This is a genomic window from Agromyces sp. MMS24-K17, assembly GCF_043950245.1.
Taxonomy (GTDB): domain Bacteria; phylum Actinomycetota; class Actinomycetes; order Actinomycetales; family Microbacteriaceae; genus Agromyces.
Genome location: NZ_CP171640.1, coordinates 2,604,276 through 2,628,918, shown reverse-complemented (window position 1 = coordinate 2,628,918; position 24,643 = coordinate 2,604,276). Strand labels below are relative to the sequence as shown.

Annotated in this window: 19 protein-coding genes and 2 pseudogenes; 4 read left to right on the top strand and 17 right to left on the bottom strand. The window is 74.4% G+C overall.

The features are described from left to right. The first annotated feature begins 188 nt into the window (after positions 1 to 188). Positions 189 to 1,703 (top strand): serine hydrolase domain-containing protein, encoded by a 1,515-nt coding sequence (locus ACGGZK_RS11940; protein ID WP_395242872.1) that lies wholly within the window; start codon positions 189 to 191, stop codon positions 1,701 to 1,703. A 26-nt stretch (positions 1,704 to 1,729) separates the two neighbouring features. On the opposite strand, the gene smc is transcribed toward ACGGZK_RS11940, so the two are convergent. Beyond that, positions 1,730 to 5,317, bottom strand: coding sequence for a chromosome segregation protein SMC (gene smc / locus ACGGZK_RS11935; protein WP_395242871.1), 3,588 nt, complete (start codon positions 5,315 to 5,317; stop codon positions 1,730 to 1,732). Between the two features lie 151 nt (positions 5,318 to 5,468). On the opposite strand from smc, the gene ACGGZK_RS11930 reads away from it, so the two are divergent. After that, positions 5,469 to 6,563: a GNAT family N-acetyltransferase gene (locus ACGGZK_RS11930; protein WP_395242870.1), complete on the top strand. Its 1,095-nt coding sequence runs from the start codon at positions 5,469 to 5,471 to the stop codon at positions 6,561 to 6,563. On the opposite strand, the gene mutM is transcribed toward ACGGZK_RS11930, so the two are convergent. The 10 genes and pseudogenes from mutM to ACGGZK_RS11880 all read right to left on the bottom strand — a co-directional run bounded on the left by mutM (position 6,505) and on the right by ACGGZK_RS11880 (position 17,421). After that, on the bottom strand, positions 6,505 to 7,506 hold the full coding sequence (gene mutM, locus ACGGZK_RS11925; RefSeq protein WP_395242869.1) for a bifunctional DNA-formamidopyrimidine glycosylase/DNA-(apurinic or apyrimidinic site) lyase: 1,002 nt from the start codon (positions 7,504 to 7,506) through the stop codon (positions 6,505 to 6,507). The two genes, ACGGZK_RS11930 and mutM, sit on opposite strands and share 59 nt — an antisense overlap. Before the next feature lie 65 nt (positions 7,507 to 7,571). Continuing rightward, a complete protein-coding gene (rnc, locus tag ACGGZK_RS11920) occupies positions 7,572 to 8,237 on the bottom strand; it encodes a ribonuclease III (protein WP_395246077.1) in 666 nt (221 codons plus the stop codon). A 76-nt stretch (positions 8,238 to 8,313) separates the two neighbouring features. After that, a complete protein-coding gene (gene rpmF / locus ACGGZK_RS11915) occupies positions 8,314 to 8,517 on the bottom strand; it encodes a 50S ribosomal protein L32 (protein ID WP_121475449.1) in 204 nt (67 codons plus the stop codon). Between the two features lie 9 nt (positions 8,518 to 8,526). Beyond that, positions 8,527 to 9,022 (bottom strand): annotated as a pseudogene (locus ACGGZK_RS11910) (YceD family protein). Between the two features lie 74 nt (positions 9,023 to 9,096). Next, on the bottom strand, positions 9,097 to 11,442 hold the full coding sequence (locus tag ACGGZK_RS11905; RefSeq protein WP_395242868.1) for a transglutaminaseTgpA domain-containing protein: 2,346 nt from the start codon (positions 11,440 to 11,442) through the stop codon (positions 9,097 to 9,099). A 1-nt stretch (position 11,443) separates the two neighbouring features. Beyond that, positions 11,444 to 12,769, bottom strand: a complete 1,326-nt coding sequence (locus ACGGZK_RS11900; protein ID WP_395242867.1) for a DUF58 domain-containing protein — start codon at positions 12,767 to 12,769, stop codon at positions 11,444 to 11,446. Positions 12,770 to 12,773: 4 nt separating this feature from the next. Next, entirely contained in the window at positions 12,774 to 13,748 is a 975-nt protein-coding gene (locus tag ACGGZK_RS11895; RefSeq protein ID WP_395246076.1) for an AAA family ATPase, read from the bottom strand. Between the two features lie 47 nt (positions 13,749 to 13,795). Further along, complete coding sequence (gene coaD / locus ACGGZK_RS11890; RefSeq protein ID WP_395242866.1) at positions 13,796 to 14,287, bottom strand: pantetheine-phosphate adenylyltransferase; 492 nt, start codon at positions 14,285 to 14,287, stop codon at positions 13,796 to 13,798. A 51-nt stretch (positions 14,288 to 14,338) separates the two neighbouring features. Beyond that, complete coding sequence (locus tag ACGGZK_RS11885; protein ID WP_395242865.1) at positions 14,339 to 16,585, bottom strand: ATP-dependent DNA helicase RecG; 2,247 nt, start codon at positions 16,583 to 16,585, stop codon at positions 14,339 to 14,341. Further along, positions 16,582 to 17,421, bottom strand: a complete 840-nt coding sequence (locus tag ACGGZK_RS11880; RefSeq protein ID WP_395242864.1) for a hypothetical protein — start codon at positions 17,419 to 17,421, stop codon at positions 16,582 to 16,584. Before ACGGZK_RS11880 ends, ACGGZK_RS11885 begins: the two co-directional genes overlap by 4 nt. Positions 17,422 to 17,464: 43 nt before the next feature. On the opposite strand from ACGGZK_RS11880, the pseudogene ACGGZK_RS11875 reads away from it, so the two are divergent. Then, positions 17,465 to 18,096: pseudogene (locus tag ACGGZK_RS11875) on the top strand (RsmD family RNA methyltransferase). 29 nt (positions 18,097 to 18,125) lie between these two features. Here the strand turns inward: ACGGZK_RS11875 and thiL are convergent. Continuing rightward, a complete protein-coding gene (gene thiL / locus ACGGZK_RS11870; protein WP_395242863.1) occupies positions 18,126 to 19,148 on the bottom strand; it encodes a thiamine-phosphate kinase in 1,023 nt (340 codons plus the stop codon). Positions 19,149 to 19,172: 24 nt separating this feature from the next. Between thiL and ACGGZK_RS11865 the strand changes: the two genes are divergently transcribed. Next, on the top strand, positions 19,173 to 19,667 hold the full coding sequence (locus tag ACGGZK_RS11865) for a DUF3515 family protein (protein WP_395242862.1): 495 nt from the start codon (positions 19,173 to 19,175) through the stop codon (positions 19,665 to 19,667). A gap of 82 nt (positions 19,668 to 19,749) precedes the next feature. On the opposite strand, the gene ACGGZK_RS11860 is transcribed toward ACGGZK_RS11865, so the two are convergent. From ACGGZK_RS11860 to leuD, 5 genes are read right to left on the bottom strand one after another with little or no spacing between them, the layout of a single operon-like run. After that, entirely contained in the window at positions 19,750 to 20,847 is a 1,098-nt protein-coding gene (locus tag ACGGZK_RS11860) for a D-alanine--D-alanine ligase family protein (RefSeq protein ID WP_395242861.1), read from the bottom strand. Further along, positions 20,753 to 21,886: an NAD(P)H-dependent glycerol-3-phosphate dehydrogenase gene (locus tag ACGGZK_RS11855; RefSeq protein ID WP_395242860.1), complete on the bottom strand. Its 1,134-nt coding sequence runs from the start codon at positions 21,884 to 21,886 to the stop codon at positions 20,753 to 20,755. The genes ACGGZK_RS11860 and ACGGZK_RS11855 overlap by 95 nt, the downstream gene beginning before the upstream one ends. Beyond that, entirely contained in the window at positions 21,876 to 22,661 is a 786-nt protein-coding gene (locus tag ACGGZK_RS11850; protein ID WP_395242859.1) for a lysophospholipid acyltransferase family protein, read from the bottom strand. The genes ACGGZK_RS11855 and ACGGZK_RS11850 overlap by 11 nt, the downstream gene beginning before the upstream one ends. Further along, a complete protein-coding gene (murA, locus tag ACGGZK_RS11845) occupies positions 22,658 to 24,025 on the bottom strand; it encodes a UDP-N-acetylglucosamine 1-carboxyvinyltransferase (protein ID WP_395242858.1) in 1,368 nt (455 codons plus the stop codon). The genes ACGGZK_RS11850 and murA overlap by 4 nt, the downstream gene beginning before the upstream one ends. Further along, positions 24,026 to 24,643 carry a 3-isopropylmalate dehydratase small subunit gene (gene leuD, locus ACGGZK_RS11840; protein WP_395242857.1) on the bottom strand — a complete coding sequence of 206 codons (618 nt, stop codon included), beginning with the start codon at positions 24,641 to 24,643 and terminating at the stop codon, positions 24,026 to 24,028. It abuts the gene before it with no gap.

Here is a 24,643-nt window from a genome sequence, read left to right as displayed (position 1 = left end):
GGTCGGGACATCCGTCGCGCGGCCCATTCGTGCCACCGGTCCGGCCGATCCGGCCGGACCGCCCCGTCAGCGGCGTGCCCGGCGCGCCGCATGGGGTCGGGGGGCTCACCTGAGTCCGGCGTGTCGGCCCGCTCGTCGGTGGGACCGGGCAGACTGGCTTCTCGCGCGCCCCGACGGAGAGGACCCAGATGCCGCACACGCTCCCCCGCTCGACCCCGGCCGGCACCGGACTCGACCCCGCCGCGATCGACCGCCTGCTCGCCGGGCTCGACCGGCTGCAGGAGCCGCACGCCGTCATGGTCGTGCACCGCGGGCAGGTCGTCGCCGAGGCGGCGTGGCATCCGTACCGCCTCGCCGATCCGCAGCTGCTGTTCTCGGTGAGCAAGACGTTCACCTCGGTGGCCGTGGGGCTCGCCGTCGACGAGGGGCTCCTGTCGATCGACGACCGCGTGATCGACCTGCTGCCCGACGACGCGCCCGCCGAGCCGTCGGCGAACCTCGCCGCCACGCGGGTGCGGCACCTGCTCACGATGACGAGCGGGCATGCGTCGGAGTCGATGGAGGCCATCGGCCGCACCGGCGGCACGTGGGCGCAGGACCTCCTCGCCGCGCCCGTCGAGCACGTCCCGGGCACCCGGTTCGTCTACGACACCGGGTCGTCGTACCTGCTGTCGGCGATCCTGCACCGGCTCACCGGGGGGCGCGTGCTCGACTTCCTGCGCCCGCGGGTGCTCGAGCCGCTCGGCGTCGTCGACGCGCACTGGGAGCTGGACCCGCAGGGCATCGACGTCGGCGGGTACGGGCTCTCCATCCCGATCGAGGGGATGGCGGCGCTCGGCGAGCTGTTCCGCCTCGGCGGGCGACTCGGCGACCGGCAGCTCGTGCCCGCGGCGTGGATCGAGGCGGCGTCGGCGGCGCAGGTGCCGAACGGGCCGAACGTCTCGCCGGACTGGGCCGCGGGCTACGGCTACCAGGTGTGGCGCTGCCGGAACGGCGCCTACCGCGCCGACGGCGCCTTCGGCCAGTTCATCGTCGTGTGGCCCGAGCGGGAGCTCGTCGTCGCGATCTTCGCGGGCATCCAGGACATGCAGGAGGAGCTGTCGGCGGTGTGGGAGGCGTTCGGCGACGGTTCGGCCGCTGACGGCACGCCCGGGGGCGATGCCGGCACCGTCGCCGACGGGGCGGCTCCGGCGTCGCTCGCGCTTCCGACCGTGGTCGGAGCCGCGGCCGACGACGTCGAGGCGCTCGTGCTCGGCCGCACGTTCGCCTTCGCCGCGCCCGACGAACCGGCCGAGCCGGCCGCGCCGGCCGACGCTGTCGACGCCGCCGACGCCGACGCGTCGAGCAACCTCGACGACGAGGCCCTCCGCCTGGCGTCGGTCCGCGTCGACCGCGACGAGCGGGGCCGGATCGTGCTCGGCATCACCCGGGCCGACGGCGGCACCGAGGTCGTGGCTGGCCACGGCGAATGGGTGGTCGGCGACGCCGGCCTCGACGCGCCGGTCGGCGCGCGCGCCGCCGCGAGCGCCGCGTGGACCGGTCCGCGCACGCTCGTCGTGCGGGTGCTGTCGCTCTCGACGCCGTTCGCGTGGACGTGGACGGCGACGTTCGCGCCCGACGGCACGGCCGTCGACCTCGTCGTCGACCAGAACGTCGCGTTCGGGCCGACGCGGTTGTTCGACGGCACGCTGCGGGCCGACTGAGGCCGCCCGCCCGTGGGGCGCCGGGCTCAGCTCGCCCGGCGCTCCGGCTCCTGCTCCTCGCGCACGCGCTGGCCCACCACGGCCGACACGCCGTCCTGCCGCATCGAGACGCCGTAGAGCGCGTCGGCGATCTCCATCGTGCGCTTCTGGTGCGTGATCACGATGAGCTGGCTCGACTCGCGCAGGTCCTGGAACGTCGTCAGCAGCCGCCCGAGGTTGGCGTCGTCGAGCGCGGCCTCGACCTCGTCCATGATGTAGAACGGGCTCGGCCGGGCCTTGAAGATCGCCAGCAGCAGCGCGACGGCCGCGAGCGACCGCTCGCCGCCGGAGAGCAGCGACAGCCGCTCGATCTTCTTGCCGGCCGGCTTCACGCTGACCTCGATGCCGGTCGCGAGGAGGTCGTCGGGCTCGGTCAGCGAGATGCTGCCCACCCCGCCCGGGAACAGGATCGGGAACACCTCGGCGAACGCCTCGCGGGTGTCCTCGAACGCCGAGCGGAAGATGGCCTCCATCTTCCCGTCGATCTCCTCGATGATCGTCAGCAGGTCGCGGCGGGTGTCGGCGAGGTCGGAGAGCTGCTCGGTGAGGAAGCGGTGCCGCTGCTCGAGCGCGGCGAACTCCTCGAGCGCGAGCGGGTTCACGCGCCCGAGCTGGGCGAGCTTGCGCTCGGCCTGCGCGAGCCGGCGCTGCTGCGCGTCGCGGTCGAACGGCACGGTCGGCCGGTCGGCGGATGCCCCGTGCTGGTCGTCGCCCTCGGCATCGATGTCGGCGTCGGCGTCCGCGGTCTCCGCACCGGCCGCGGGGATCGGCACGTCGGGGCCGTACTCGGCGACGAGCACGTCCTCGGCGAGCCCGAGCTCCGACTCGGCGCGTTCGAGCAGGCCGGCGACGTGCAGCTTCTTCTCGTAGATCCGCAGTTCGAGGCCGTGCACGTCCTCGGTGACGGAGTGCAGGCGCTCCCGCACCGCGGACTCCTCGCGCCGGTGCCGCTGCAGCTCCTCGTTGCGGCTCGCGCGCTCGGCCTCGGCACGGCCGAGGGCCACGCGGGCCTCCGCGACCGACCGGTCGACGGAGGCGAGCACCGGGGGCAGCGCGTCGGCGACGCGTCGGGCTGCGGCGAGCTGCGCACGGCGGATGACCGCACGACGGGCCGCCTCCGCGCGGGCGCGCTGGTCGGCGTCGTACTGGCGTTCCATCTGCACCACGCGCTGCTCCTCGGCGCGCACGCGCTCGCGCGCCGTCTCGACACGCAGGCGCGACTCGACCTCGGCCTCGCGAGCGCGTTCGAGCGCGGCGAGCCCGGCTTCGCGCGCAGAGGCGTCGAGCACGGGGCGAGGCTCCTCACGGGCGGCGGCCAGCTCGACGCGGGCGACCTCGGCGGCCTGCTCGGCCTCGGCGACCCGCTCCTCGGCATTCGCGGATGCCTCGCCGAGTCGCGCGGCCTCGGCCTCGGCGGCCTCGACCCGCACGCGGGCCCGGTTCAGCCGCTCGGTGCGCTGCGCGAGGTTCGCGTCGAACTCGCGGAGGTCGGTGAGCGCGGCCTTCGACTGCTCCTTCGCCGCGGCGACGGCCTCCCGCTGCGTCGCGAGCTGCGTGCGGTGCCCCTCGATGGCGCCGGCGACCTCGTCGAGCCGGGCGGCCGCGAGGTCGCGCTCGGCGCGGAGCTCGATGCGGCTCTGGGTGCGTCCCGTGCCGCCGTGCAGCACGTACCGGCCGACGACGGTGCCGTCGCGGGTGATGACCGTGGCGGGCCGGTCGAGCTCGGCGAGCGCCGGTCCGGCGCGTCGGGCCGTGGCCAGGTCGTCGGCCACGAGCACCTCGGCGAGGAGCGCGAGGACGCCGGCGGGCGCTTCGACGACGGACGTCGCGGCGACGAGGCCGTCGACCGCGACGGGCGACGCCGCACGGCCTGCGGGATCGGCGATGGCGACCGCGACGCGGCCCAGGTCGTCGCGCTCGGCGTGCTCGAGGGCGGCGAAGGCCGCCTCGGGGTCGTCGACGAGCACGGCGTCGGTCAGGGCGCCGAGCGCGGCGGCGACGGCGGCCTCGAAGCCGGCCTGCACGCGCACCGCGTCGGCGAGGAGCCCCCGCACGCCGGCGAGGCCGGCCGCGGCGAGGGCCGCGTTCCCGTCGCGCTGGTCGAGGGCGAGCGAGAGGGCGCCGACGCGGGCGGCGAGGGCGTCGCGCTCGCGTTCGTCGGCGTGCAGCAGCTCGCGGACGCGTTCGATCTCGGCCTCGACCTCGAACACCCGGGCCTGGGCGAGCTCGTAGGCCTCGTCGAGGTCGGTGTCGGCGGCGTCCGCGGCGGCCGACTCCGCCTCGGCGCGGGCGAACTCCTCGGCGGCGGTCGCGCGGCGCTCGGCGGAGCCCTCGAGGGCGTTCGCGTGGCGGAGCACCTCCCCGCGCACGGCGGCGAGCTTCGACGCAGCGGCGTCGGCGCGACCGGTGAGCTGGGAGAGTCGCAGGTCGTACGCCGTCACGAGCTCGGCCTGCCGCGCGATGCCCGCGTCGACGACGTCGAGCTCGCGCCGCGCCTCGCCGGTGGCGATGACCGCGCCGTCGAGCGCCTCGGCGGCCTCGCCGATCGCGGTGCGCAGGCGCTCCACCTCGTCGGCCACCTCGTCGATCATCCCGCGGGTGACGCTGGGCGCGGCATCCGGCTGCTCCTCGGCGTTCTCGAGCAGGGCGATGCGCTGGTTCGCGAGCGTCGCGATGCCGCGCAGCCGCTCCTGGGCCTGCTCGAGGGCGAAGGCGGCCTGCCGCGCGCCGTCGACCGAGTCGCCGAGCGTGCCCTGCTCGAGCTCCTGCAGCTTCGCCTGGTGCTGGTCGAGCTGCTCCTGCAGCACGAGCCGCTCGGCGTGCCGGGACTGCTCGCTGCGGCCGTGCTCGTCGAGCGCCCGGCGGAGCGCGACCACCTCGTCGGCGAGGAGCCTCGCGCGCGCGTCGCGCACGACGGCCTGGATCGTGGCCGCCTCGCGGGCGACCTCGGCCTGGCGCCCGAGCGGCTTGAGCTGCCGCCTGAGCTCGCCGGCGAGGTCGCTCAGGCGGGTCAGGTTCGCCTGCATGGCGTCGAGCTTGCGGAGCGTCTTCTCCTTGCGGCGCCGGTGCTTCAGGATGCCCGCGGCCTCCTCGATGAAGCCGCGCCGCTCCACCGGGCTCGCGTGCAGCACCTGGTCGAGCTGTCCCTGCCCGACGATGACGTGCATCTCGCGGCCGAGGCCCGAGTCGCTCAGCAGCTCCTGCACGTCGAGCAGCCGGCACTGGTCGCCGTTGATCGCGTACTCGCTCTGCCCGCTGCGGAACAGCGTGCGCGAGATCGTCACCTCGCTGTACTCGATCGGCAGCGCGCCGTCGGCGTTGTCGATCGTGAGGCTCACCTCGGCCCGGCCGAGCGGCCCGCGGGTGGAGGTGCCCGCGAAGATGACGTCCTCCATCTTGCCGCCGCGGAGGCTCTTCGCCCCCTGCTCGCCCATGACCCACGCGAGCCCGTCGACGACGTTCGACTTGCCCGAGCCGTTCGGGCCGACGATGCACGTCACGCCGGGCTCGAACGCGAAGGTCGTCGGCTGCGCGAAGGACTTGAAGCCCTTCAGCGTCAGGCTCTTGAGGTACATGTCCCCCGGGATTCGGCTTGGTCGTGCGGATGCCTCGGATGAGCGTACCCGAGCGGATGCCCCGGGCCCGCGCTCCCCCGCCGTTGCCGCGCCGATCGGGGCTGGCTAGGCTGGCAGGCTCCGCGGGGGCGGGGCGAGGGGGACGATGCGGATGCCCGTCGAGATCCGGGACCTCCGGCTGCCCGCGGGCGGTCGCGCGGGCGGCGACGACGAGCTCGCCGCGTACGCCGCGCTGATCCGCCGGCTCGATATCGAGTCGCTCGGCACGGCCGACCTCAGCCGCGGCATCGCCGAGCTCACCGTGCTCTTCGGCGACGATCCCTACACGGCGCACCGACCGCTCGGCGCCTTCGACGACGGACGGCTCGTCGGGCTCGCCGAGCTGCAGTGGGAGCTCGACGCCGACGCGGAGACGGCGTACGTCACCATGCTCGGCGTCGCTCCCGAACGACGTCGCGCGGGTCTCGGCACGGCCCTGCTCGCCGCCGCGGAGCGCGTCGCCGCCGACGCCGGCCGCCCGACGACCGTGCTCTCCGGCGAGCACCTCATCGCCGCCGACCCGGGCGACGGCGAGCGGCTGCGGGCCCCGCAGGGCGAGGCGAGCATCGCCGCCGCGCACCCGACCGCCGCGTTCGCCACCGCGCGCGGCTACGCCCTCGGCCAGCTCGACCGGGTGAGCGTGCTCGACGTCGCCGGGCGCGCCGCGGAGTTCGGCGACCTCGCGGCCGCGGCGACGGCCGGGGCATCCGATCGCTACCGGCTGGTGTCCTGGGGCGACCACGCGCCCGAGGAGCTGCTCCCCTCGCTCGCCCGCGCCCACGAGCGCATGTCGGTCGACGCGCCGACCGGGGCGATCGCGTACGAGTTCGAGCCGTGGGACGCCGGGCGGGTGCGCGACGACGAGGACCGGGCGATCGCGACCGGGCGCACCAGCCTCACCGTCGCCGCCGTCGCATCGGACGGCGAGGTCGCCGGCTACACGCAGCTGTCGCTGCTGCCGGACTCCACCGCCGTCGAGCAGTGGGACACGATCGTCCTGGCCGCCCACCGCGGCCACCGGCTCGGCATGCGGCTGAAGCTCGCGAACCTCGTCGCCCTCGCCGAGGCAGCCCCCGCCCGCACGCGGATCTACACGTGGAACGCCGACGAGAACGCCCACATGCTGGCGATCAACGTCGCGCTGGGCTTCACGCCGTTCGCGCTCGAGTCGGTGTGGCAGCGGCCGGCGCGCCCCGGGGCATCCTGAGCCGCTGGCAGCGCGGGCAGAAGTGCGACGACCGGTTCATGAACGCGTCGCGCACGATCGGCCGGCCGCACCGGGCGCACGGCAGGCCCCCGCGGCCGTAGGCGTTCAGCGAGTGCGCGAAGTACCCCGCCTCGCCGTTCACGTTGACGTACTGCTCGTCGAAGCTCGTACCGCCCTCGGCCAGCGCCCGGTCGAGCACGGCGCGCACCTCCGCGAGGAGCCGGTTCGCGGCGCGCGTCGACAGGGCGCGAGCCGGCGTCTCCGGGTGGATGCGGGATGCCCACAGCGCCTCGTCCGCGTAGATGTTGCCGACGCCGCTCAGCGTCGTCTGGTCGAGCAGCACGCGCTTGATCGCCGAGTCCTTCCGCGCGAGCGCCGCACGGAACCGCGCGTCGGAGAAGGCGGGGTCGAGCGGGTCGCGCGCGATGTGCGCCACCTGCGTGGGAACGGATGCCTCGCCCCAGCCGTACCCGCCCGGCGCGCCGTCCGTCGTCGGCACGAGCCGGTCGACCGCCAGGGACCCGAACGTGCGCTGGTCGGCGAAGACGACGACGAGGTCGCCGTGCGACGGGTGCGCGACGTCGATCCGAACCCGCTCGTGGCGCTCCGGCGGGGCGCCGGATTCGCGCAGCAGCAGTTGCCCGCTCATGCCGAGGTGTCCGACGATCGCGTCGGTCGACGGCCCGCCGGGAGCCGCGCCGGCGAGGTCGCCGGCGCCGGCGCCGACTGCGCCGACGGGCGCGAGCGGCATCCAGAGGAACTTGCCGCGCCGCCCGACGGCACGCACGACGCGACCGGTGAGGACGGCCTCGAACTCGGCGGCGCTGCCGGGGTGGCGGGTGAGCGCGCGGTCGTCGAGCACCGTCACGCCGGAGATCACCGCGCCCGTCACCGCGGGCGCGAGGCCCGAGCGCACGACCTCGACCTCGGGCAGTTCAGGCACGCCGGCTCAGCTCCTCATCCATGGCCCTCCAGCGTAGGCGGACCGTCCGACGCCGCGACGCGAGGTCAGCGGGTCGCGTTGAGCACGGTCCAGGCCTCGAGCGCGGCGGCCATCTCGGCCTGCTTCTTGCTCGAGCCCTCGCCTGCGGCGCTCACGAGGTCGCCGACGGCGACGGTCGCGACGAAGTGCTTGTTGTGGTCGGGCCCGCTCTCGACGACGGTGTACGTCGGCGCCGACGTGCCCAGCCGGGCCGCCGCCTCCTGCAGGCTCGTCTTCGGGTCCATCGCCGCGCCGAACCGGTCGGGGTCGGCCATGAGCGGCTCGATGAGGCGCAGCACCAGCGCCGTCGCCGCCTCGCCGCCGAGGTCGAGGTACGTCGCGCCGATGATCGCCTCGACGGTATCCGCGAGGATCGACGCCTTCGCGGCGCCGCCGGTCAGGCGTTCGCCGCGCCCGAGCCGGATGTGGGCGCCGAGCCCGATCGCGCGCCCCACCTCGGCCAGCGCGACGCTCGACACCAGGCTGGCGCGGCGCTTGGCCAGTTCGCCCTCGTCGAGGTCGGGGTGGTCGCGGTAGAGCTTCACCGTGACGGCCTGCCCGAGGATCGAGTCGCCGAGGAACTCGAGGCGCTCGTTGGTCGGGATGCCGCCGTTCTCATACGCGAACGACCGGTGCGTGAGCGCGAGGAGCAGGAGCTCCGGGTCGAGCTCGACCTGCAGCGTCCGCTGCAGGGGTTCGAGCGTGCGAGCCTCGGCCTCCGTGCGATCCTTCCGCGTCACGACCGGTCGTTCGTCAGTGAGGTCGGACTCAGACGTCCGCGACCTTGCGGCCCTTGTACTCGAGGAACAGCGGGGTACCCGCCGAGTCCTCGACGACCTTCGCACGGTGCGGCAGGCTGTAGGTGACCTTGCCGTTCTCGATGGTCTTCACGAGCGTCGGAACCGACGCCTTCCACTGCGAACGACGCGCGTGGGTGTTCGCACGGGACAGCTTCCGCTTGGGAACAGCCATGACTCTCTCTCAATCTCTCTGGTCGGCGTCGGATGCATCCGCGCCCTCGTCTTCGGAAGCCTGCAACCCTGCGAGCGCAGCCCATCGCGGGTCGCGCACCTCAGGGGTGACGAGTTCCGGATGATCAGCCAGACGGAGCCCGGTCTCGGGGTCGAGACCCGGGCAATCAGGCCGGCACACCGGCTGGAAGGGCAGTGCCAGCACTACCGCATCTCGGATGATCGGTTCAAGATCCACGTGGTCGTCTTGAACCTCATACTCGATTGCTTCTCCAGAATGATACGCGAAAAGCTCCTGGAACTCGACTTCGACCGGCAGGGCCACGTCGATCAGGCAGCGACCGCACTCGCCTTCGGCGACGCCGTCGAACGGTCGCGGTGGCGAGGACGCCCTCGTGCACCGACTCCAGCCGGAGGTCGACGTCGAGTTCGGAACCCTCGCGGACGGCGACGAGTCCCTCGCCGAACGACTCGGGTGCGCGGATGACGAGCGCCTCCTCGCGCATCTCGCCGGGACGGTTCACGAGGTCCCGCACGTTCACGCGGAACGGGGAGTACTGGTTGGCCACGGACGTCGAGTCTACGCGCCGTCGGCGGGCCGGCTCCCGGCCCGGGCCGTGAATCCGCCGAGGAGCGACGCCGGCAGCACCGCGGCCCGGATCCGGTCCACCGCGCGGGAATCGGCGGCGAGCGCGCGGCGCACCTCGTCGAGCGCGGCGGTCAGCTCGTCGGGCCCGTGCCCGGCGCGGGGCATCCCGTCGGCCGCCCGCCGACCGTAGCGTTCGTGCTCGACCGCGTCGCGGAGCACCGAGAGCGCGCCGCCCGCCTCGCCGCCGGCGTCGTCGGCGAACGCCGGCCGCGCCGCGAGCGCGGCGGCGAAGGCGCGCGGGGTGACGCCGGCGGGCGCCGGGACCCCGAGGTCGCGCGCGGTGGCCACGAACTCGGCCCAGGCCGCGGTCGCCGGTTCCCGGCCGCGCCGGATGCCCCGGCGCCGCGACCAGGCCTGCTGGCGTCGGATCAGCATCGGCAGCAGCACCACCGCGATCGCGAGGACCGCGATCGCGATCCGGAGCGCGGCGTCGCTCGCCGTCGTGGCGGTCGCGCCGCCGTTCAGGCCCAGCCCTCGGTCGGGATCGAGGTCGGGCCGGCCCGACGCCGCTCCCGGCGCGCCGGCGCTCGACGACGGGAACGGCCCGGTCGCCGTCGTGCTCGAGCGCGTGTACGCCGGCACCACGCCTCGGCCGGGCGTCGGCTCGAACGGCACCCAGCCGACGCCGTCGAAGTACAGCTCGGGCCACGCATGCAGGTCGTGGCTGTCGACCTGGAGCACCGTCCGCCCCTCGATGCGCTCGTCGGTCGCCGTGCCGGCCGTGTACCCCACGGCGATCCGGGCGGGGATGCCGAGCTCGCGCGCGAACACCGCCATCGTGGAGGCGAAGTGCACGCAGTACCCCGCCTTCGCCTCGAGGAACGCGGCGATCACGTCGAGGCCGCCGCCGTCGTACCCGGCCTCGACCGGCGCCTCCGTCGAGTACGAGAACTCGCCGCCCCGCAGCCAGTCCTGGATCGCGACCGCCTGGTCGTACGCCGACGAGGCGCCCGCCGTCACCGCCAGGGCGGTGTCGCGGATGACCGTCGGGCGCTCCTCCGGGAGCGCGAGCTCATCGGCGAACCGGCCGAACACCGGGGCCGCGTCGCGCAACTGGTCGGCGGTGGGGTCGATGTCGAGCCGAACGACCCGGTAGTGCTGGCCGAGGGTGCTGGTGTCGACGCTGCGCACGGCGAGCGTCGACGGCTCCCAGAACCACGATCCCCGCAGCCCGTCGACCTCGGCACTCGGATACGGCACCGGCAGCCAGGTCGTGCGCAACTCGTCGACGATCACGTCGATCTGCCGCTCCGACACCTCGACGTCGTCGGCGAGCCCGGCCGGTCGCGGGAACTCGTCGACCGAGTGGTCGCTGTCGAGGTCCTCACGCGACGGCCCCCAGGTCTCGCCCTCGAAGCGGTCGAGCGTGAGCAGGCGGAAGTACGGCCGGTCGCCGTCCGACGCCGTGTACCGGAACGCGGGGGTGGGCGCCGGGCGCCGCAGGTCGCGGCCGAGGTCGATGAACGGGCTCGCGCCGCGGCCGAACAGGGCGCCCGCCGTCGGCGAGCCGAGGAGGAGGCTGGTCGAGATGCTCGGCGTCGCCGCCGTGAGCACCGCGGCGGCGATGAGCCCGACCGCCGCCACGCCGACCGTCGACACGACCGTCGACACGACGGGCACCCGGCGCGGGGCGACCACGGTCGGCAGGTCCGCCCCCGCGGCCCCGTCGAGCGGCCGGCTCTGGCGGCGCACGCGGACGTCGACCCGGAGCAGCACGAGGAACGCGGCGGCCGTCGCCACCAGCGTGTGCGGCTGCGCGCCGTCCTCGATGATGAAGCCCGGGATCATGACCGGCACGAGGGCGGCGGCCGCGGCGAGCGCGGGCATCCGCGCCACCTGCACCGCGAGGTCGGCGGCGATCGTCAGCAGCCCGATCCCGAGGGCGAGCACGAACAGCAGCGCCGGCACCGGGATGGCCGGCGTGGTCTGCTGCTGGATCGTCACCCCGGCACCCTGCGACAGGTCGCCGAACACCTCGAACGTGCCGGCCGTCGGGATGACCCCGAGGATCGAGGTCGTGCCGCCGAACGCCAGCGTGAGCACCAGGAGGAAGACGACGCCCTGCAGCGGCGGCACGAGCGAGGTGGGAAGCCGCGTCGCGCGCAGGCCGACGCCCGCCGCGAGCAGCACCGCCGCGACGAACACGCACAGCCACCACCATCCGCTGCCGGAGATGAGCGGCCCCATCGCCGAGGACGAGGCCGCGAGGAGGCCGAGCGTGGCCCCCGCGAGCGCCGCGCGCTGGCCGGTGGTCGGGGCGGTCGGGTCCGGGCGCATGTCAGTCCTCCGCCCGGCCGGTGCCCGCGCGCGAATGCCCGCCGGTCCCGGTGTGCGCCCACGCGGACGGGATGTCGGCGGGCCGCCGGACTCGCACGATCCGCCAGTCCGACTCCTCGAGCGCGTCGACGAGCGAGGCGCGCACGGAGTCGAGCACGAACGCGACCGCCGGCGAGAAGCCCGCCCGCAGGGCGACGAGCTGCTGCACGTCGGCCGCGTCGGGGTCGACGAGCACCGCGTACCCCGGCACCCGCGTCTCCCCCGAGGCAGCGGCGACGGCCGGCGTCGCCCGGCCCACCGCCTTGGCGTGCGTCGGCTCCGGGGCGAGGCGCGCGAGGTCCTCGAGCAGCACGCGATCGCCGCCCGGCATCCGGTAGCCGCCCGCCGCGCCGGGCGCCAACGCACCCTGAGCGGGGTCCGCGACGGCGTCCACGCGGAGCTGGAACCCCTGGCCGAGCAGGTGCGACCCGATCGAGGCGACCAGTTCGACGGCGAGCTCGAACCCGGCATGGCGGTCGTCCGACCCGAGCCGTCCCAGCCTGATCGCCGGTGCGAGGTCGAGCAGCACGCGCGCCTCGGGGTCGCCGCGCTGCTCCTCGTCGCGCACCATGAGCTCGCCTCGTCGCGCCGTCGCCCGCCAGTTCACCCGCCGCAGCGGGTCGCCGTAGCGGTACTCGCGGGCGATCAGCTCGTCGGAGTTCGGATGGCTGCGCCGCTGCAGCCCGTGCAGCGAACCGTCGAGCGACGCCGTCGTACCGATGGCCGCGTCGAGCGGCGTCACCCGCGGCGTCACGACGAGCTCGTGCGCCGAGCCGACCTGCCGGGAGACCCGCGCCAGCCCGAACGGGTCGGTCGTCGTCACCACGAGCGGGCCGACCGCGAACACGCCCCGCCACGGCGTGCCGAGGCGGTACGAGAGGGTCGCGGTGTCGTCGCCGCGCGGCAGCGCGGCCTCCCAGGCCCCCAACGCGGGCAGCACGGATTCGGGCGGGGCGTGCAGGCCGTCGGGCGCGGAGTCGCGCCACGACGCGCCGTCGAAGGAGCGGATGCCCCGGTTCCGCACCGTGATCCGGACCTCCGCGGATGCCCCGGCCTGGCCGACCCGCGGCACGAACGTGCGCTGCACGAGCAGCCTGGGGACGCGGAGCACGACGAAGCCGAGGGCCGTGAGCGGCAGCACGATCGCGGCGAACGCGACGAGCATGACGTCGCGGAGGTCGAACCAGAGCGTGATCCCGAGCAGGGCGACGCCGACGACGACCAGCGCACCCCCGCGACCCGTCAGCCGCGGCAGGGCGACGTTGCGGGGAACGCGGGCACGCGGCATCCGCTCACTCCCGTCTCGCGCTGCCGACCGGCACCGGCGTGTCGGCGACGACCCGTCGGACGATCGCCTCGATCAGCGGGCCGCTGTCGTGGTCGTGCGCGCCGAGCGCGCGGCTCGTCGGCACCAGACGGTGCCCGAGCACGGGCACGGCGAGCGCGTCGACGTCGTCGGGCAGGACGAAGTCGCGGCCGTGCATCGCCGCGTGCGCCTTCGCGGCGCGGATGAGCTGGAGGGTCGCACGGGGGCTCGCGCCGAGCCGGAGCTGGCGGTCGTCGCGGGTCGCCCGGGCGAGCGCCACCGCGTACTCCTTCACGGGCGGCGACGCGAACACGTGCTGCACCGCGACGATCATGTCGCCGAGCTCCTCGAGGGCGACCACGCCCTCGATGTGGTCGAGCGGGCTGGAGGTCTCGCGCATGGAGAGCATGGCCACCTCGTCGCCCGCGGCGGGGTAGCCCATCGAGATCCTCGCCATGAAGCGATCGCGCTGCGCCTCGGGCAGCGGGTAGGTGCCCTCCATCTCGACCGGGTTCTGCGTCGCCACCACGGTGAACGGCCGGCCCAGCCGGTACGTCGTGCCGTCTGCCGTGACCTGCCGCTCCTCCATGCACTCGAGCAGCGCCGACTGCGTCTTCGGGCTCGCTCGGTTGATCTCGTCGCCGATGACGAGGTTCGCGAACACCGGGCCGGGCTTGAACTCGAAGCGCCGGGTCGACTGGTCGAACACCGACACGCCGGTGACGTCGCTCGGGAGCAGGTCGGGGGTGAACTGGATGCGGCTGACCGTGCAGTCGAGCGACTTCGCGAGGGCCTTCGCCAGCATCGTCTTGCCGACGCCGGGCACGTCCTCGATGAGCAGGTGCCCCTCGGCCAGGATCACGGTGAGCGCGGCCGTCACGGCGTCGCGCTTGCCGCTGATGACCGCCTCGACGTTCTGCACGATCCGCGCGGCGCGGGCTCCGACGTCGTCGATCGGCATCAGGGGGCGGGCGTCCTCGACGGCGGTGGCGAGGCCGGCTGCATCGGTCATGGCGTCATCGCCCCCGCGAGGTACTCGGAGACCGCACGCGGCACGTACGGCGACACGTCCCCGCCGAGCGCGGAGACCTGGCGGACGAGCGAGCTCGACACGTGCGCGTGCGCCGGGTCCGGCAGCATGAAGATCGTCTCCACGCCGGCGAGGTGGCGGTTCACGATCGCCATCGGCGTCTCGTAGCCCACGTCGACCTGCGAGCGGATGCCCTTCACCAGCACCTTCGCGCCGACGTCGGTGCAGTAGTCGACGAGGAGGCCGACGCTCCACGACGCGACCACGATGCGACCCTCGATGCCCGCGTCGACGACCGCGCGTTCGATGAGCGACACGCGCTGGGCGATCGGCAGGAGGGCGTTCTTGTCGGGGTTGTGCACCACGACGACGTGCAGTTCGTCGTACAGGCCGGCGGCCCGCTCGATCACGTCGAGGTGCCCGAGGGTCACGGGGTCGAATGAGCCGGGGACGACGGCGATCCGCTGCATGCGTCCCAGCGTAGTGCGCGGATGCCCCGTCGGAAGGGGTCCGGTGGACTCTCAGCCCTTGCTCAGGAACTCGCTCGCCTCGTCGTCGAGGCGGCGCCGGACGGCGTCGGCGAGGGCCGGGTGGGACGCGAGCCCGGGATCGTCGGCGAGCACGCCGCGGGCGGCCTCGCGGGCCTCGGCGATGAGGTCGCCGTCGCGGGCGACGCGGAGGAGCTTCAGCGACGACCGGCCGCCCGACTGGTTCGAGCCGAGCACGTCGCCCTCCTGGCGGAGCTCGAGGTCGACGTTCGCCAGCTCGAAGCCGTCGAGCGTCGCGGCGACCGCCTCGACGCGCGCGAGCGCGACCGACCCGGGCTGCGCGCGGGTGATCAGGAGGCAGAGGCCCGGCACCGAACCGCGGCCGACGCGCCCGCGGAGCTGGTGGAGCTGGGACACGCCGAACCGGTCGGCGTCGACGACGACCATGGCGCTCGCGTTCGGCACGTCGACGCCCACCTCGATCACCGTCGTCGCGACGAGCACGTCGATGTCGCCGTCGGCGAAGGCACGCATGACGGCGTCCTTCTCGTCGGACGACATGCGTCCGTGCAGCGGCTCCACCCGGCGGTCGGCGAAGGCCGGATGCGCACGCAGCTCGGCGAGCACGCTCGCGACCGACGCGGCCTCCGCGACGGGCTCGCCGGGCGTCGCAGCCGAACCGTCGGCGCGGCGCTCCCCCGCCGCCTCGGCCTCGGATTCGACCTCGTCGTCGCCCTCCTCGGCGACCGCGTGCTCGATCGCCGGGCAGACCACGAACCCCTGGCGGCCGAGCTCGAGCTCCTCGGCGAGCCGGTCCCACACCCGAGGGCGCCAGCCCGGGCGCACGGCGAGCGGCACGACGTGCGACTCGATCCCGGCCCGACCGGCGGGCAGCTCGTGGATCGTCGAGACGTCGAGGTCGCCGAACACGGTCATGGCGACGGTGCGCGGGATGGGGGTCGCGGTGAGCACGAGCACGTGCGGCTGCTCGCCCTTGAGGCGGAGCGCCTCGCGCTGGTCGACGCCGAACCGGTGCTGCTCGTCGACGACGACGAGGCCGAGGTCGGCGAAGCCCACCCGGTCGCCGAGGAGGGCGTGCGTGCCCACCACGAGCCGCGCCTGGCCGGCGGCCGCCCGCAGCAGCGCCTTCCGCCGCTCGGCCGCGGGCAGCTGCCCGGTGACGAGGGTCGGCACGAGCGCCGCCGACAGCTCCGGTCCGAGCATCCGCACGATCGACCGGAGGTGCTGCGCGGCGAGGACCTCGGTCGGGGCGAGCAGCGCCGACTGGCCGCCGGAGTCGGCGACCGCGAGCATCGCGCGGAGTGCGACGAGCGTCTTGCCCGAGCCGACCTCGCCCTGCACCAGCCGGTTCATCGGCGACGGCAGCGCCAGGTCGGCGGCGATCTCGGCGCCCACGTCGACCTGGTCGCCGGTGAGCCGGAACGGCAGCGCGGCGTCGAACCGGGCGAGCAGTCCCTGCTCGTCGGGCCGGCGCGGCGTCGCCGGCCGGGCGCGGAGCTGCGCCCGCCGCTGCAGGAGCGCCATCTGCAGCACGAAGGCCTCGGTGTACCGGAGCGTGCGGCGCGCCTGCTTCCAGTCGGCATCGCGCTCCGGCCGGTGGATGCCCTCGAGCGCGGCCCGGTGCGCGGCGAGTCCGCCCGCCGCGCGCACGTCGGCCGGGAGCGGGTCGCCGACCGGGCCGAGCCCGTCGAGCAGCAGGGCGATCGACTTCTGCAACTGCCAGCTGGCGAGCGTCGCCGTCGCCGGGTAGATCGGGATCGGCGCCTCGGCCCACCGCTTCGCCGCGGCGTCGTCGAGCCGGTCGGTTCCGACCCCGTCGGGCTGGGCGTCGAACAGCTCGTAGTCGGGGTGCGCGAGCTGGCGGGCCCCCTTGTAGTCGCCGACCTTGCCGGCGAAGATGCCGCGCCGCCCGGGCCGCAGGTCCTGCTCGCGCCACTTCTGGTTGAAGAACGTGAGGGTCAGGATGCCGGTGCCGTCGGAGATCTTCGCCTCGAGGATCGACCCGCGGCGCTGGCGCATGTCGCGCACGCGCACCTCGAGCACCTCGGCGACGATCGTCACCGGCTCGCCGAGCGGCAGCTCCGCCAGGGCGGTGAGCTCGCCCCGCATCGCGTAGCGACGCGGGTAGTGCGCGAGCAGGTCGCCGACGGTGCGATGCCCGAACGCCCGCTCGATCGCCTGCGCGGTGCGGCCGCCGAGCGCCGACGAGAGCTTCGAGTCGAGGGTGAACGCACCCGGGCTCGCGGTCTCGTCGGTCATCCCTCGATCGTAGGTCCGGCGTCCGTCAGCGCGGCGAGCTCGGCCTGCACGAACCGGTCGTCGGGTCGCGTCTCGGCGAGCTGCCGCTGCAGCGCGAGGGCCTCGTCGGTGCGGCCGAGGCTGCGCAGCGCCCGCCCGACCGACCAGCGCGTCACGTGCTGCTGCTCGGCTGTGCCGAGGCGGTCGGCCGCGGCGACCGCGAGCTCGAACTGCTCGAGCGCGCCTTGCGCGTCGCCGGAGTCGTGGAGCGTCCAGCCGAGGTTGTGGTGCAGGGCGACACCCCAGCGCAGCACGCGCGGGTCCCGTTCGCCCGCGAGGAGCTCCAGGCCCTGCTCGACCCACTCGGCCTCGTGCCCGACGTCGTTGAGCGCCAGCATGTGCAGGCCGTCGAGCACGAGGAAGGTCGAGCCGGCGGCGACGCCCTCGCGCACGGCGCGGGTCAGGGCGGCGACCGCCTCCTCCCGCCGCCCGGCGGCGGCGAGCAGGCGGCCGCGCTCCAGGTCGTTGCGGCTCGCGACCTCGGCGCGCTCGGCGGCGGACGGCGCGGATGCCCCGGGCGCGGCCGGGGCACCGGCGGAGGTCTCGAGGCCGGCCGTCTCGACGTCGTCGAGGATCGCCAGCGCCTCGTCGATGCGCTTCTGGATGCCGACGGCCCGGGCCTGCTGCGTGCGGAGGATCGCGCGCAGGTGCGCGGTCGCCTCGGGATCGTCGGCGGCGGCACGGAACCGCGCCTCGCTGCCCGCGGGATCGGCGAAGTCCCAGAGGCGGTCGATGGTGCGCTGCTCGTCGGCTCGGTGGCGGGCCGCGACCGGGCCCTGCTCGTTCGGGTCGTCCACCGTCCCATCATGGCAGCGCCGAGCCGACTATGCTGCCGGGGATATGACGCGCATCATCGCCGGCTACGCCGGATCGCTGCAGCTCCGCGTGCCGCGCAGCGGCACCCGGCCCACGAGCGACCGCGTGCGCGAGGCGATCTTCTCCGCGCTCGAGTCGCGCGACGTGCTCCACGGCGCGCGGGTGCTCGACCTCTACGCCGGGTCGGGCGCGCTCGGCCTGGAAGCGGCGAGCCGCGGCGCCGCCGACGTCGTGCTCGTCGAGCGCGCGAAGCCCGCCGCCGACGTGTGCCGGGCGAACGCCGACGCCGTGCGCCGGGCGGCTCGCGGCGGACGGGCCCCGCGCGTGCGGGTGGTCGTCCGGTCGGTCGCCGCGCACCTCGAGCAGGCGCCGGGGGCATCCGTCGACCTCGTGTTCATCGACCCGCCCTACGACCTCTCCGAGGCCGACCTCGCCCGCGACCTCGAGCTGCTGGTGCCGCACCTGGCCGACGACGCGACGGTCGTGGTCGAGCGGAGCTCCCGCTCCCCGAGCCGGCCTGGCCCGCGGGCATCGCTCCCGACCGGCGCCGCGACTACGGCGAGACGACGCTCTGGTGGGCGTCGGCCGAGCCGGTCGACGCGCCCGGGGCATCCGACGAGGCGGAGCCGGCCGCGACCGGGGACCCGACCGCGTAGCGCCCCTCCGCAGGCCCGGCGATCGCCGATCAGCCGGCGCGGCCGTCCCAGCCGGCGTACGGGTCCCAGCCGTCGGCCCCGACCGGCTCGCCGTCGAGCAGCACCGCCGGCGCTCCCGCGACCACCCGGCCCACCACCTCGAACGGCTCGGGCGGCGTGCTGCCTGCCGGGAACGTCGCGAGCAGCCCGTGGTCCTCGCCGCCCGCGAGCGCGAGCCGCACGTCGGGCCCGAGCGCGGCGGCGTCGAAGTCGAGCGCGACACCGCTCGCCCGCGCCACCCGCAGCGCGTCGCGCGCGAGCCCGTCGGACACGTCGAGCATCGAGGTCGCCCCGGCGTCGGCCGCGACGACGCCGGCTCCCACCGGCGGCCGCGGTGCCAGCTGGCCCTGCACCTCGGCCGGATGACTCGCGCGCAGCCGTTCGGCGAGCACGGGATCCGGCTCGCCCGAGGCATCCACCGCCCGGCCGAACAGCAGGGCGAGGCCGCGCGCGGCGAGCCCTCGCACGCCGGCGTGCGCGATGACGTCGCCCGGCCGCGCACCGGAGCGGAGCACCGGCCGACGGCCCTCGAGGTCGCCGAAGGCGGTCACCGCGATCGTGAGGACGGCCGACGCCGACAGGTCGCCGCCGACGACGCCCGCGCCCGGCGCGAGCGCCGCGAGGCCCTCGCGGAGCCCGTCCGCGATGCCCTCGAGCACCGACACCGGCGTCTCGGGCGGCGCGGCGATCGCGACGACGAGGCCCGTCGGCCGTGCACCCATCGCGGCGACGTCGGTGAGGTTCGTCGCGGCCGCCTTCCAGCCGAGCTCGAACGGCGTCGACCAGGCGAGCCGGAAGTCGGGGCCGTGCACCATGAGGTCGGTCGTGACGACGTACCGGCCGTCGGCCGCCGCCAGCACGGCGGCGTCGTCGCCCGGGCCGAGGAGCGCCGCATCGGCCGGCCCGAGCCGTGGGATGACCCGGTCGAGCACCGCGAGCTCGCCCAGTTCGCCGACCGTCTCGCCCGCCTGCGCGCGCGCCGCCTCCGGCGCCGTGCGCCCAGCCTCCTCCATGCGTCCCACGCTAGCCTGATCCGGATGCCTCACCGACCCGCACCCGCCCTGCGCCGCGCGCGCCTCGGCGCCGGAATCCTCCTCGCCGCCGTCGCAGCGGCCACCCTCACCGGCTGCAGCCAGCCCGTGCCGTTCGACGCCGCGCCCGACGCATCCGACCCCGCCTGCGCCGACGTCGTCGTGCGCCTCCCCGACGAGGTCGCCGGGCTCGCCGAGCGCGAGACGAGCGCGCAGGGCACGGGCGCCTGGGGCACCCCGGCGGCCGTGCTGCTCGCCTGCGGCGTCACGCCGCCCGGCCCGACGACCGAGCGCTGCGTCTCGGTCGACGGCGTCGACTGGATCATCGACGAGACCGACGCCCCCCGGTACCGGTTCACGACGTTCGGGCGCACGCCCGCGGTGCAGGTCGTCGTCGACAACGAGGTCGTGTCGGGCACCACCGCGATCACCGACCTGTCGGGCGCGGTCGCGGCCATCCCGGCGGACGGCGCCTGCACCACGGTCGACGAGGTCGAGTAGGCGCGGCGCCGGCGCGGGCCGAGGCACCGCGCGGGCCGAGGACCCGCGCCGCCCACCGCCCGCGCGCGGCGCCGCGAACGACCTAGCGCGCCCCGCGCAGCCGGCCGACCTCGATCAGCTCGGCGACCAGCTCCGGGTACGCGAGGCCCGAGTTGAGCCAGCACGTCGGGAACATCGAGATCGGCGTGAAGCCGGGCATCGTGTTCACCTCGTTCACCACGTAACCCTCGTCGGTCAGGAAGACGTCGACCCGCGCGAGGCCCTCTCCGCCCAGCGCCTCGAACGCGCGTCGCGCGACCCGCTGCAGCTCGAACAGCTCCCCGTCGCCGAGGTCGGCCGGGCACACCAGCTCGACGCCCGGGGCGTCCAGGTACTTCGCCTCGAAGTCGTAGAAGTCGCGACCGCTCACGACGATCTCGCCGGCGACGCTCACGCGCACGCCCTCGCCGGGCCGCCCCTCCAGCACCGCGACCTCGAGCTCGCGCCCGACGACCGCCTGCTCGACGAGCACCGTGCGATCCTCGGCGAACGCGACCTCGAGCGCCGCGTCGAGCTCCGACCAGTCGGAGACCTTCGTCACCCCGACCGACGAGCCCGCCCGCGCCGGCTTCACGAAGGCCGGCAGTCCGAGCGCGCGCACCCGGCGGTCCCAGAGCTCCGGGTCGGCCTCGAGCGCCTGGTGCGTGAGCGTCACCCAGGGGGCCACCGCGATGCCGGCGCCCTCGAGCACCGTCTTCGTGGCGTGCTTGTCCATGCCGATCGCCGACGCCAGCACGCCGTTGCCGACGTACGGGAGGCCGACGAGCTCGAGCAGGCCCTGGACCGTGCCGTCCTCGCCGAAGCGGCCGTGCAGGATCGGGAAGACCACGTCGACGTCGCCGAGCGAACGCTCGCCCGAGCCATCCGCCCCGGCGACCCGCAGCTCGCGCGACGCGGCGCTCTCCGGCCAGCGCACCCGCGTGCCGTTGTCGACGACCTCGGGCAGGTGGGCCGGGTCGAGGGCGAACCGCCCCGGGTCGTCCGACTCCAGCACGAACGCGCCGTCGCGGGTGATCCCGACCGGGATCACCTCGAACCGGTCGCGGTCAAGCGCCCCGAGTACCCCGCCCGCCGTCGCGCAGCTGATCGAGTGCTCGCTTGAACGCCCGCCGAAGAGCAGAGCCACCCTGAGCTTGTCCATCCAATGTCCTTTCGCCCTGGGGCTCGTCGTCGGTCGTGAGGTGCGGCGCGATGTCCTTCGGGTCCATGGTGCCCGCGAGCACCTGTCGGACCTGCTCGACGATGGGCATCTCGACGCCCTTCGCCTTCGCGAGTTCGAGGACCGGGCCGACCGAGGCGAGGCCCTCCGTGGTCTGCTGCATCTGGTTGACGACGTCGGCGAGCCGGTAGCCCTGGCCGAGCAGTCGCCCTGCGGTGTTGTTGCGGCTCAGCGGGGACTGGCTCGTGGCGATGAGGTCGCCGAGCCCGGCCAGGCCGGAGAGGGTGTCGGGGTGGGCGCCGTAGGCGACCGCGAAGTCGGTCATCTCGACGAGGCCGCGGGTGATGATCGACGCCTTCGTGTTCTCGCCGTAGCCCACGCCGTCGACGATGCCGATCGCGACGGCGATGAGGTTCTTCAGCACGCCGCCGAACTCGGTGCCGATGACGTCGGTGTTCACGAACGAGCGGAAGTACCGGTTGCGGGCGACGGAGGCGACGGCCTGCGCGGTCTCGAGGCTGTCGGATGCCACGACCGCCGCCGTGGGCTGCTCCTTCGCGATCTCGAGCGCCAGGTTCGGGCCGCTGACGACCGCGACCTGCGACGGGTCGATGCGGAGCACCTCGCCGATGACCTCGCTCATGCGCAGGCCGCTCGACTTCTCGACGCCCTTCATGAGCGACACCACGATGGCGTCGGCGTGCAGGTGCGGCGCCAGGATCTTCAGGTTCTCGCGCAGCGACTGGCTCGGAACCGAGACGTACACCTGCTCGGCGCCGGCGACCGCGAGGTCGAGCCGGCTCGTCGCGCGCAGGTTCGTCGGGAGGTTCACGCCCGGCAGGTAGTCGGAGTTGCGCTTGCCCTCCTGGATCTCCCGGGCCAGCTCGGGCCGGCGCGCCCAGACGACGACGTCCGCGCCGCCGTCGGCGAGGATCTTCGCGAACGTCGTGCCCCAACTGCCGGCGCCGAGGACGGCGACGCGTTTGCCCGGCCCCTTCCGGGACGGCGTCCTACTCTTCAATGCGGCCGATCTCCTTCTGGCCGTGGACCGCCGGGTCCCAGCGCTCCGCCGGCGCGGGCTCGCCGCGGAGCTCGGCGAGGAGCGCGGCGATCGCGTCCATCAGCTCGGCGGTCGCGGCCAGCAGCGTCGACTGGTCGAGCGGCTTGTCGCGGAAGCGCGACAGGTCGAGCGGTTCGCCGACGATGACGTCGACGGTCTTGCGCGGGAAGAGGCTGATCTTCTTGCCGTACCGCGGCATGATCGCCTGGGTGCCCCAGTGGGCGGCGGGGATCAGCGGGATGTCCCGCTCCAGCGCGATGCGCACCGCGCCCGTCTTGCCGCGCATCGGCCACAGCCCGGGGTCGCGGGTCAGCGAGCCCTCGGGGTAGACGATGACGAGCCGGCCCTTCTCGACCAGCTCCTCCGCGGCGCGGAGCGCCGAGTGGCTCTGCGTGCCGGTGCGCTCGACGGGGATCTGGCCGCTCGTGCGGAGGATCCAGCCGAGCACGGGCACCTTGAACAGGGAGGCCTTGGCGAGGAAGCGCGGCAGGCGCCCCAGCTTCCACGTGGCCACGCCCATCACGAGCGGGTCGATCTCGCTGTAGTGGTTCGGCGAGAGGACGAACGCGCCCTCCTGCGGCAGCGGCTTCCCGTGGAACCGGTACTTCACCGACAGGTTCCAGAGCGGCAGCACGAGCGCGGCGAGAAGCCAGAAGAACGACGGCCGACGCTTCTCGGAGCGGATCCGCTTCGACGTCGCCGTGCCCTCGCCGCCTCCCGTCACGGGACGGCTCACCGCTCGAGCTCGAAGTCGGCGCCCAACTGCTCCAGCTTGCCGAGGAAGTTCTCGTAGCCGCGAGCGATGATCCCGACGTTCGACACGGTCGAGCGACCCTCGGCCGTGAGCGCGGCGATCAGGTGGCTGAAGCCGCCGCGCAGGTCCGGCACCTCGACGTCGGCGCCGACGAGGCGCGACGGGCCGGAGATGACGGCCGAGTGCTGGAAGTTGCGCTGGCCGAACCGGCACGCGCCCGCGCCGAGGCACTCCTTGTGGACCTCGATCGAGGCGCCCATCTCGACCAGGGCGTCGACGAAGCCGAAGCGCTGCTCGTAGACGGTCTCGTGCACGATCGAGACGCCCTTCGCCTTCGTGAGGGCGACCACGAGCGGCTGCTGCCAGTCGGTCATGAAGCCGGGGTGCACGTCGGTCTCGATGATGACCGGCTTGAGCTCGCCACCGGGGTGGTAGAAGCGGATGCCGTCGTCCTCGATGTCGAACGCGCCGCCGACCTTGCGGAACACGTTGAGGAACGTGAGCATCTCGGCCTGGCGCGCGCCGCCGACGAAGATGTCGCCGTCGGTCGCGAGCGCGGCGGCCGCCCAGCTCGCGGCCTCATTGCGGTCGAAGAGCGCGCGGTGGCGGTAGCCGGTCAGGCGCTCCACCCCCTCGATGCGGATGACGCGGTCGGTCTCGACCGTGATGATCGCGCCCATCTTCTGGAGGATGTTGATGAGATCCATGATCTCGGGCTCGATCGCCGCGCCGCTCAGCTCGGTGATGCCGTTCGCGAGGACGGCGGTGAGCAGCACCTGCTCGGTCGCGCCGACGCTCGGGTACGGCAGGGCCACCTTCGCGCCGTGCAGGCCGTCGGGCGCCGACATGCGGATGCCGCTGGGCAGCTTCTCGACGATGGCGCCGAAGTTGCGGAGCACCTCGAGGTGGTAGTCGATCGGCCGGTCGCCGATGCGGCAACCGCCCAGGTCGGGGATGAACGCCTCGCCGATCTTGTGCAGCAGCGGACCGCAGAACAGGATCGGGATGCGGCTCGAGCCCGCGTGGGCGTCGATGTCGGCCATGTGCGCCTGCGCCACACCCGACGGATCGAGGATGAGCTCGTCGGGGTCGCCCTCGGTCACGGTGACGCCGTGGACCTCGAGGAGGCCGCGGACGATCCGCACGTCGCTGATGTTCGGGACGTCCTTCAGCACGCTGGGGCCGTCGCCGAGGATGGCCGCGACCATCGCCTTGGTGACGAGGTTCTTCGCGCCCTTGAGCTCGATCCGCCCGCGCAGCGGCTTGCCGCCGTTGATCGTGATCCGGTCGACCGGAAGGCCGACCGCGGATCCGTGCTGCTTGGCGTCATCCACGAGGGTGTTCACTCAGCTCCCTGTTCCTGCCTGCTCCCGGATGGGGAGCGTCTTGGGCCGCCACGCCTCTCGATGTGCCTCGAATCCGGCGATGGCGTCTTCGTCTCTGAGGGTCAGTCCGATGTCGTCGAGGCCCTCGAGCAACCGCCACCGAGTGTAGTCGTCGATGTCGAACGGCACCGTGAGCGACCCTGCGCTCACCGTTCGTGCAACGAGATCGACCGTCACCGGCATTCCCGGGTCGGCCTCGACGACCTCCCAGATGCGCTCGATGTCCTCGTACGCGACCTGGGCGGCCAGCAGGCCCTGCTTGCCCGAGTTGCCGCGGAAGATGTCGCCGAACCGCGAGCTCACGACGACGTCGAAGCCGTAGTCGCGCAGCGCCCACACGGCGTGCTCGCGGCTGGAGCCCGTGCCGAAGTCGGGGCCCGCGATGAGGACCTTGGCCCCCGCGTAGGCGGGCTGGTTCAGGATGAACTCCGGGTCCTGCCGCCAGCCGTGGAAGAGGGCGTCGTCGAAGCCGGTCTTGGTGACGCGCTTCAGGAACACCGCGGGGATGATCTGGTCGGTGTCGACGTTCGAACGGCGCAGCGGCACGGCGACGCCGGTGACGGTCGTGATCTTCTCCAT

What these genes read in the sequence shown, in the direction of transcription:
- ACGGZK_RS11895 (WP_395246076.1), bottom strand. Translation starts at nt 13,748, where the DNA reads ATGCCGATCGACGACGTCGGAGCCCGCGCCGCGCGGATCGTGCAGAAC.
- rpmF (WP_121475449.1), bottom strand. Translation starts at nt 8,517, where the DNA reads ATGGCTGTTCCCAAGCGGAAGCTGTCCCGTGCGAACACCCACGCGCGT.
- smc (WP_395242871.1), bottom strand. Translation starts at nt 5,317, where the DNA reads ATGTACCTCAAGAGCCTGACGCTGAAGGGCTTCAAGTCCTTCGCGCAG.
- ACGGZK_RS11900 (WP_395242867.1), bottom strand. Translation starts at nt 12,769, where the DNA reads ATGCCGCGTGCCCGCGTTCCCCGCAACGTCGCCCTGCCGCGGCTGACG.
- leuD (WP_395242857.1), bottom strand. Translation starts at nt 24,643, where the DNA reads ATGGAGAAGATCACGACCGTCACCGGCGTCGCCGTGCCGCTGCGCCGT.
- thiL (WP_395242863.1), bottom strand. Translation starts at nt 19,148, where the DNA reads ATGGAGGAGGCTGGGCGCACGGCGCCGGAGGCGGCGCGCGCGCAGGCG.
- ACGGZK_RS11930 (WP_395242870.1), top strand. Translation starts at nt 5,469, where the DNA reads ATGCCCGTCGAGATCCGGGACCTCCGGCTGCCCGCGGGCGGTCGCGCG.
- ACGGZK_RS11865 (WP_395242862.1), top strand. Translation starts at nt 19,173, where the DNA reads ATGCCTCACCGACCCGCACCCGCCCTGCGCCGCGCGCGCCTCGGCGCC.
- ACGGZK_RS11905 (WP_395242868.1), bottom strand. Translation starts at nt 11,442, where the DNA reads ATGCGCCCGGACCCGACCGCCCCGACCACCGGCCAGCGCGCGGCGCTC.
- ACGGZK_RS11940 (WP_395242872.1), top strand. Translation starts at nt 189, where the DNA reads ATGCCGCACACGCTCCCCCGCTCGACCCCGGCCGGCACCGGACTCGAC.
- ACGGZK_RS11860 (WP_395242861.1), bottom strand. Translation starts at nt 20,847, where the DNA reads ATGGACAAGCTCAGGGTGGCTCTGCTCTTCGGCGGGCGTTCAAGCGAG.
- coaD (WP_395242866.1), bottom strand. Translation starts at nt 14,287, where the DNA reads ATGCAGCGGATCGCCGTCGTCCCCGGCTCATTCGACCCCGTGACCCTC.
- ACGGZK_RS11885 (WP_395242865.1), bottom strand. Translation starts at nt 16,585, where the DNA reads ATGACCGACGAGACCGCGAGCCCGGGTGCGTTCACCCTCGACTCGAAG.